The sequence below is a fragment of the Georgenia satyanarayanai genome (assembly GCF_009193135.1).
GTDB classification, from domain to species: Bacteria; Actinomycetota; Actinomycetes; order Actinomycetales; family Actinomycetaceae; genus Oceanitalea; species Oceanitalea satyanarayanai.
The window spans coordinates 360871-368238 of the sequence record NZ_VUKC01000003.1; the positions used below are offsets into that span (position 1 = coordinate 360871).

The following is a 7368-nucleotide window of genomic DNA, read 5'->3' on the forward strand; positions in this document are numbered from 1 at the left end:
GCGTGACGCCCATCACTGGACTTTGTGCGGACAACCTAACGACGCGATGCTCACTTGTGCAAGCACCTGCTCAGTCCTTGACCGCTCCCTCGAGCATGCCACGGATGAAGTGACGCTGGAGGAAGAGGTAGAGGACCACCATCGGCAGGGCCACGAGAACCGCGCCGGCCGCGAGGAGCACCGTGCCCTGCGTGTACTGGCCCTGGAAGAGCGCGAGGCCGAGCGGCGCCGTCCGCAGCTGGGCGTTGGGCGACATGACCAGCGGGATGAGGAACTCGTTCCACGTCCACATGAAGGTGAGGAGGACGAGGGTGACGACCGCGGGCCGGGCCACCGGCAGCAGCACCTGCCACAGCACCCGGTGGTGCCCGGCGCCGTCGAGGCGGGCCGCCTCGATGATCGAGCGGTTGGCGCCGCGGAAGTAGGCACGCATCCAGAAGGTGCCGAAGGCGACGGACTGGGCCACCTGCGGCAGCGCGATGCCCCAGATCGTGTTCGTCAGCCCCAGCGCCTGGAAGTCGAAGAAGAGCGGGACGATGATCGCCTCGGCCGGGACCATGATGCCGAGGAGGAACACGTAGAAGAGCACCTGGGAGCCGGGGAAGACGAACGCGCCCAGCGCGTAGCCGGCCATGATCGACAGCACCGCCGCGCTCGTGACGACGACGGCGGCGACGAGGAGCGAGTTGGCCATGTACTCGCTGAACCTGCCCTGCTCCCACGCCCTGGCGAAGTTCTCCCAGTGCACCGGGCCGCCCGTGGCGGCGTCCTGCGGCGTCTCCGGCCCGAGGGCCGTGGTGAGGATGGTGGCGATCGGCGCGAGCGCGAAGGCCGCGAACGCGATGAGGATGACGTAGTTCCCGAGGCGCTCCCCGGCGGAGACCCTCACCGCTCCCGCTCCCCGATGAGGTTGACGGCGAGGTTGATGCCGAAGATGAGGATCGTGAGGACGACGGCGACGGCGGCCGCCGAGCCCACCTCACCCTCCATGAAGGCGCGGCGGTAGACCTCGTAGCTCGGCACCGTCGTCGACGTGCCCGGGCCGCCCCTGGTGGTCACGTAGACGAGGTCGAAGGTCTTGAGCGCCGCGATGATCGTCAGGGTGAGCGCGACGACGATCTCCGCGCGGACCGCCGGCACCGAGATGGCGAGGAACGTGCGGACCGCTCCGGCGCCGTCGAGGGTGGCGGCCTCGTAGAGGTCCTGCGGCACCCTGGCCATGCCGGCCATGAGGAGCACGGTGACCAGCCCCGTGGAGACCCAGGTGCCGACGAAACCGACGGCGGGCAGCGTCCACGTGAAGTCTCCCAGCCACGCCCGGGTGAGGGAGCCGAGCCCGACGGCGTCGAGCAGGGTGTTGAGCTGGCCGTCGGGCGCGTAGATCTGCCGCCACGCGACGGCGACGACGACCATGGCGATGACCTGCGGGAGGAAGACGACGGTGCGGAAGAAGGGCAGGCCGCGGACCCGGGCGCGCACGAGGAGCGCCGCGAGGACGAGGCCGATCGCCACCGGCAGGACGGAGAAGAAGAAGATGAGGACGAGGGCGTGCCAGAAGGACTGGCGCAGGCGGTCGTCGGCGATGACGTCGACGTAGTTGTCCAGGCCCACGAAGGTCGCCAGGCTCAGCCCGTCCCAGTCGAACAGGGAGATCTGCACGGCCCGGCCCAGCGGGTAGAGGAGGAAGGCCGCGTAGACGACGAAGGCCGGGGCGAGGAAGAGGTAGGGGGTGAGACCGAACCGGCCCAGCCCCCGCGGGCGACCCTTGCGGGCCGCCCGCGGGACGGGCGCGACGATGCCCCGTGGCTGGGCCGTCATGTCACTCCGCCGAGGCGACGAACTCGCTGTAGTCGGCCTCGAGCGCGGCGAGCAGCCCGTCGACGTCGAGCTGTCCGCCCATGAAGGACTGGAGGGACTGGCCGAGGGTGTCGCTCATCGTGGGCGTGCCCCAGTCGAGGTAGGGCACCAGGGCGCCGTCCTCGGTGACCTCGCCGTAGGCGGCGTAGATGTCGGCCTGCAGGCCGGCCTCGGGCATGTACTCGGCGGTCTCGACGACCGGCATGTTGCCGGTCTCGGCGAGCACGGCCATGGCCTCCTCGCTCGTGATGAAGTCGATGTACGCCGCGCCCACGTCGGCGTTCTGCGAGCGTGCCGTCACCGCGAAGGGGATCCCGGTGCCCCCGGTCGTCACCTTGCCGGCGCCGGCCTCGACGGGCGGCGGCGCGAAGAAGCCGACGTCCTCACCCATGGCGGCCTCGACGTCCGGGCCGATCCACGAGCCGGCCATGAGGTAGACCCCGGCGCCCTCGGTGAAGGACTGCCACACGGCGTCGTAGTCGGCGCCGTTGAAGCCCTCGTTGAAGTAGCCGGCGTCGATCCAGGACTGGAGCTCCTCGGCTGCGGCGCGGTTCTCCTCGGTCTCCCAGCTCGCGCCCTCGTTGCCGAAGCCGAGCGCCCGGATCTCCTCGGGGTCCACGTGGGCGCCCTGGATCGGGCCGAAGACGTGCGCGGCGGGCCACTGGTCGAGGTTGCCGAGCAGCATGGGCGTCTCGCCTGCCTCGGCGATGGTGCCGAGCTGCTCGCCGAAGTCCGCCCACGTCTCGGGCACCTCGAGGCCGAGCTCCTCGAGCTTGGACTTGGAGTAGTAGACACCGACGACCTCGCCCACCTGGGGCAGGCCCCAGACGGAGCCCTCGCCGAAGGTGACGCCGTCCTCGGAGTAGCGGGTGTTCTGGAGCACCGAGTCGGGGAAGCGCTCGGTCCAGCCGTAGGCCTCGGCGTACGGGTCGAGGTTGAGCAGCTGACCGGCCGCGACGTACTGGCTCATCTGCGAGCGCGAGTTGTTCACCTGGGTGACGTCGGGGGCGTCCTCGCCCGTGAGCGCCAGCCGCAGGGTGGTCGTGAGGTCGTCGTTCGACTGGGTGACCCGGTCGATGGTGACGTTCGGGTACTCCTCCATGAAGGCGGCGTTGAGCTGCTCGATCTGCTCGTTCTGACCGCCACGGACCTCCTGGTCCCACACGACGAGCGTGACGTCACCGAGTCCGGAGATGTCCGTGACGACCTCCCCGCTCGTCGTGCCGCCGTCGGTGGCGGGCTCGGTCTCGTCGTCGTTGCCGCCGCTTCCGGGGGTGCACGCCGCGACGAGCGCGAGAGTCGCCACGGCGGCTGTGACGACGCCGGTGGAGCGGCGGGTTCGTAGTGGGCTCATGGTGCTGATTCTCCTTCGTCGTGGGCGGTGGTGGGTACCGCCCGGTGATCCCCGTTGATACTCGCTCAGAGGTCGGACTCGAGCGCGAAGGTCGCTTCCGCCCGGCGGGTCACGCGTCCAGGCCGGGCCGGCAGCACGTCCGGGAGGAAACGGTAGTGGTCGTGCAGCGCCCCGGCGGCCGGATCGCCCTCGGCGCGCGCCGTGTCGAGCCGCTGCCACCAGTCGTGGAGGTCACCGATGCCGGGAGCGGCGAGGGAGCCGCCGAACTCCTGGACGGCAAGACCCGAGCACAGGGCCGCGAAGCGGAGCCGCTGCGCCAGCGGCCACTCGGCGAGGGAGCCGCGGGCGAACGCGGCGACGAAGACGTCACCCGCCCCGGTGGGGTCGATGGCCTCGACGTCGAGGGCCGGCACGTGGCACTCCTCGCCCGTCTCGGAGTCGATGGCGACGGCGCCCTCCGCCCCCATCGTCACGACGACGAGCGGGACCCGGTCGGCGAGGGCGCGTGCCGCCGCCTGCGGGCTGTCGGTGCGCGTGTAGGCCATCGCCTCACCGGCGTTGGGGAGGAAGGCGTAGCAGTCCTCGAGCGCGGCCAGCCGGCCCGCGTCCCACCTCTCCGAGGGGTCCCAGCCGAGGTCGGCGAAGACCTTCGCCCCGGCGGCGCGCGCCTCCCGCCACCAGCGCTCCCGGGCGCGCTCGTCGTCGAGGTCGATGATGACGGCGCGGGTCGGCGGCGGGTCGCCGATGAGCTCGTCGTAGCTCACCGGCAGGTCGTGTCCGTGGGTGATCATCGACCGGTCGCCGTCGTAGGCGAGGGAGACGGTCACCGAGGTGTGCTGGTCGGCGATGCGGGTGGACCGGGAGAGGTCGATGGCCTCGTCGGAGAGGATGTCCCAGCACCAGCGCCCGTAGACGTCGCCGCCGAAGCCCGTCGCCAGGCCGGTCGACAGACCCAGGCGGCTCGCCGCGACGGCGAGGTTGGCGATGCCGCCGGGCAGGGAGCCCATGCCGCTCGCCCACACCTCGGTGCCGGGCCGCGGCGGCGTCGGGAGACCGGAGAAGACGACGTCGAGGAAGAGCGGTCCGGACAGGAAGACGTCGAGGACTGGCGCCTCCGTCTCCCCCACGGGCTCGTCGGTCACGCGTGCTCCTCTCCCTGCGGACGACGCCGCCTGGCGCCGGTTCCATGTCCGGACATTCTATGCACAGTCATGCCCGCTCATGCTCGGTTCTGCTAATCTCATTCAGGTGTTGACCACGACCCGTCGGGACGCGATCCTGGCCGAGCTGCACGACCACGGCGAGGTCGCCGTCGGGCGTCTCGCGGCGCGTTTCGGGGTGAGCACGTCGACGATCCGCCGGGACCTCAACCTACTGAGCAAGCAGGGCCGGCTCCAACGTGTCCGCGGCGGCGGCGCCGTCGAGCCCGAGGCGCGGCCCTTCGAAGCCGTCGCCGGGGACCGCACCGCCGGGCGCGAGCGCATCGGCGCCCTCGCCGCGTCCCTCGTCCGGGACAACGACGTCGTCGTCCTCGACATCGGCACGACGGTCGTCCAGGTGGCCCGTCACCTGCGTGGGCGCCAGGTCACCGTCGTCACCGCCTCCCTGGCCGTCGTCGACGAGCTGCGGGAGGACGCCGTCGTCGAGCTCGTCGTCCTCGGCGGCGTGCTGCGCCGCTCCTACCACTCCCTCGTCGGCTCCCTGCCCGAGCAGGCGCTGGGTCAGATCACCGCCGACATCGCCTTCCTCGGCACGAGCGGGGTGCGGGACGACGGCAGCGTCCTCGACTCCACGAGCATCGAGGTGCCGGTCAAGCGCGCCATCCTGGCGGCCTCCGAGCGCCGCGTGCTCGTTGCCGACGACGACAAGTTCCCCGGCTCCGGCATCCTCGCCGTGTGCGGCCCGGAGGGGATCGACACCCTCGTCACCAGTTCCACGTCGAGCTCGCCCGGGCTCGACGCCCTGAGGTCAAGCGGCACGGAGGTCATCACAGCGTGAAGCTCACGGTCATCGGCGGCGGCGGTTTCCGCGTCCCCCAGATCTTCCAGGCCCTCTCGGCCGGGGACGCGCGGCTGCGCGTCGACGAGCTGTGGCTCTACGACGTCTCCGCCGAGCGGCTGGACGTCGTCGGCAGCGTCCTCGCCCAGCTCGCTCCGTCCCTCGCCCGCCCCCCGCGGGTGCGGACGACGACGACGCTCTCCGAGGCCCTCGCCGGCGCCGACTTCGTCTTCTCCGCGATCCGTATCGGGGGGACGGCGGGGCGGATCACCGACGAGCGCACCGCGCTGCGCCTCGGCGTCCTCGGGCAGGAGACCGTGGGCCCCGGCGGGCTCGCGTACGCGCTGCGGACCGTGCCGCACGCGCTGCAGCTCGCCGAGGAGATCGCCACCCACGCCCCGGACGCGTGGACGATCAACTTCACCAACCCCGCCGGCATCATCACCGAGGCGATGCGCCGCGTGCTGGGTGAGCGGGTGGTGAGCATCTGCGACACCCCGATCGGGCTCATGCGCCGGGCGGCGCGCGTGTCCGGGCAGGACCCGCGGCGCGTCGACTTCGACTACGTCGGCCTCAACCACCTGGGCTGGCTGCGCACCCTGGTCGTCGACGGGCGCGACGTCCTGCCCGAGCTGCTCGCCTCCGACGAGCACCTGGACGGCATGGAGGAGGCGCGCCTCCTCGGCTTCGACTGGGTGCGCGCGATCGGCGCGATCCCGAACGAGTACCTCTTCTACTACTACCGCCACCGCGAGGCGATGGAACGGATCACCGGCGGGGAGCCCACCCGTGGGGAGTTCCTCGACGTCCAGCAGGGCGCCTTCTACCGGGAGGCGGCGGCCGCGCCGGACCGCGCCCTGCAGATCTGGGACGCGACGCGGCACGACCGCGAGTCGAGCTACATGAACGAGTCGCGTCCCGAGGAGGAGCGTCACGGTCGGCGTACCGAGGACGTCGAGGGCGGCGGGTACCAGGAGGTCGCGCTCGACCTCATGACCGGCCTCGCCACCGGGGAGGCGGCGACGATGATCCTCGGGGTCGGCAACGACTCCTTGGGCAGCGGGCAGCTGCTCGTCCCGCAGCTCAACGCAGCGGCCGTCCTCGAGGTGCCGTGCACAGTGGAGCGCGGGGTCGTCCGCCCCCACCCCGTCGCGCCGCTCAACGGGGAGATGGCCGGGCTCATCACGACCGTCAAGGCGAGCGAGCAGCTGATCCTGCGGGCGCTGGACGAGGGCTCGCGCGAGCTGGCCTGGCGCGCCTTCGCCAACCACCCGCTCGTCGACTCCACCGAGGTCGCCCGCCAGCTGGTCGAGGACTACTGCGCCGCCATGCCGGACGTCGCCGCCCGCCTGCGCTGAGCCCTTGCGCACCGCCCCACGGGGCGAAGAGCGGGTCCCGCAGCCAGGCGTGGGCCAACCATCGTCGCGCGGTCGCACTCGGCAGAGGTCGCGGGTGGCGAGCACGGCGTTGCTCTCGACGACGTTGAGTTCTCCGTAGACGAGGCGCCTCGCCAGACCGGCCCAAGTCCACGGCGACGGGCACGAGCGCGGCGATGCCCTTGCCAGTGCGGTGCCCGCCAGCCCCAAGCGGCGACGACGGGCGGGACCGGCGCACGTCGGCGCCCACCGCCCGACGGAGTCACCCCGGTCCAGCGAAGTGCTCCGCGGCCACGACGAGGCGATTGGCGGTCTTCCGCAAAGGATCCTTGATCGGTCGATAGAAGCTCGGTAACGCGCGGAGTGTCCGACGGTGCCGCGCTGCGCCCCGACAGCGCAGCTCTGCGTGGCCTGTCACACCGTGCTGTCAAACGGGAGCGGGACGCCTTGGTCGGTACCAGTGCGATGGCGACGCTGTGGCTCGCCTCGCGCCTCTTCTGCGGTGCCGCTCTGTATTGCGGAGGTTCGAGCTGCCCTGAGGACGGACGGAGCTCGGATGTCAGTGGTCGGTCCTAGCCTTGGGAGCAGGACGGCAGAGCGGTCGAAACCAGGGGGTGGGGTCGGTGAGCACCATCGACGACTTCGACCCGCACGCGGCCTGGCTCGAGGACCCGAGCACCTACGAGCCGGTCGGGGAGCAGTCCCTGCGCCGCCTCGAGGAGCTGTGGGCCCGCGAGGAGGACGCCGCCGACGCGTACGACGACCCCGGGCAGTCGCCTCCGC

6 protein-coding genes are annotated in these 7368 nt (G+C 71.7%); 2 read left to right on the top strand and 4 right to left on the bottom strand.

Annotation, left to right across the window (positions count from 1 at the left end; all coding sequences use genetic code 11):
* Positions 1–70 precede the first annotated feature (70 nt).
* The 4 genes from GD632_RS06650 to GD632_RS06665 all read right to left on the bottom strand — a co-directional run bounded on the left by GD632_RS06650 (position 71) and on the right by GD632_RS06665 (position 4353).
* On the bottom strand, positions 71–889 hold the full coding sequence (locus GD632_RS06650) for a carbohydrate ABC transporter permease (RefSeq protein ID WP_152190085.1): 819 nt from the start codon (positions 887–889) through the stop codon (positions 71–73).
* Positions 886–1818, bottom strand: coding sequence for a carbohydrate ABC transporter permease (locus tag GD632_RS06655; RefSeq protein ID WP_152190087.1), 933 nt, complete (start codon positions 1816–1818; stop codon positions 886–888). Before GD632_RS06655 ends, GD632_RS06650 begins: the two co-directional genes overlap by 4 nt.
* Before the next feature lies 1 nt (position 1819).
* Positions 1820–3211 carry an ABC transporter substrate-binding protein gene (locus GD632_RS06660; RefSeq protein WP_152190089.1) on the bottom strand — a complete coding sequence of 464 codons (1392 nt, stop codon included), beginning with the start codon at positions 3209–3211 and terminating at the stop codon, positions 1820–1822.
* Between the two features lie 65 nt (positions 3212–3276).
* Positions 3277–4353 (bottom strand): carbohydrate kinase family protein, encoded by a 1077-nt coding sequence (locus tag GD632_RS06665; RefSeq protein ID WP_152190091.1) that lies wholly within the window; start codon positions 4351–4353, stop codon positions 3277–3279.
* Between the two features lie 106 nt (positions 4354–4459).
* Between GD632_RS06665 and GD632_RS06670 the strand changes: the two genes are divergently transcribed.
* The gene (locus GD632_RS06670) at positions 4460–5209 is read left to right on the top strand and encodes a DeoR/GlpR family DNA-binding transcription regulator (RefSeq protein WP_152190093.1); all 750 of its coding nucleotides are present in this window, start codon (positions 4460–4462) and stop codon (positions 5207–5209) included.
* Entirely contained in the window at positions 5206–6567 is a 1362-nt protein-coding gene (locus GD632_RS06675) for a 6-phospho-beta-glucosidase (protein WP_152190096.1), read from the top strand. Before GD632_RS06670 ends, GD632_RS06675 begins: the two co-directional genes overlap by 4 nt.
* Positions 6568–7368 lie beyond the last annotated feature (801 nt).

Coding starts and splice junctions, on each gene's coding strand:
- GD632_RS06660 (WP_152190089.1), bottom strand. CDS start 3,211: ATGAGCCCACTACGAACCCGCCGCTCCACCGGCGTCGTCACAGCCGCC.
- GD632_RS06655 (WP_152190087.1), bottom strand. CDS start 1,818: ATGACGGCCCAGCCACGGGGCATCGTCGCGCCCGTCCCGCGGGCGGCC.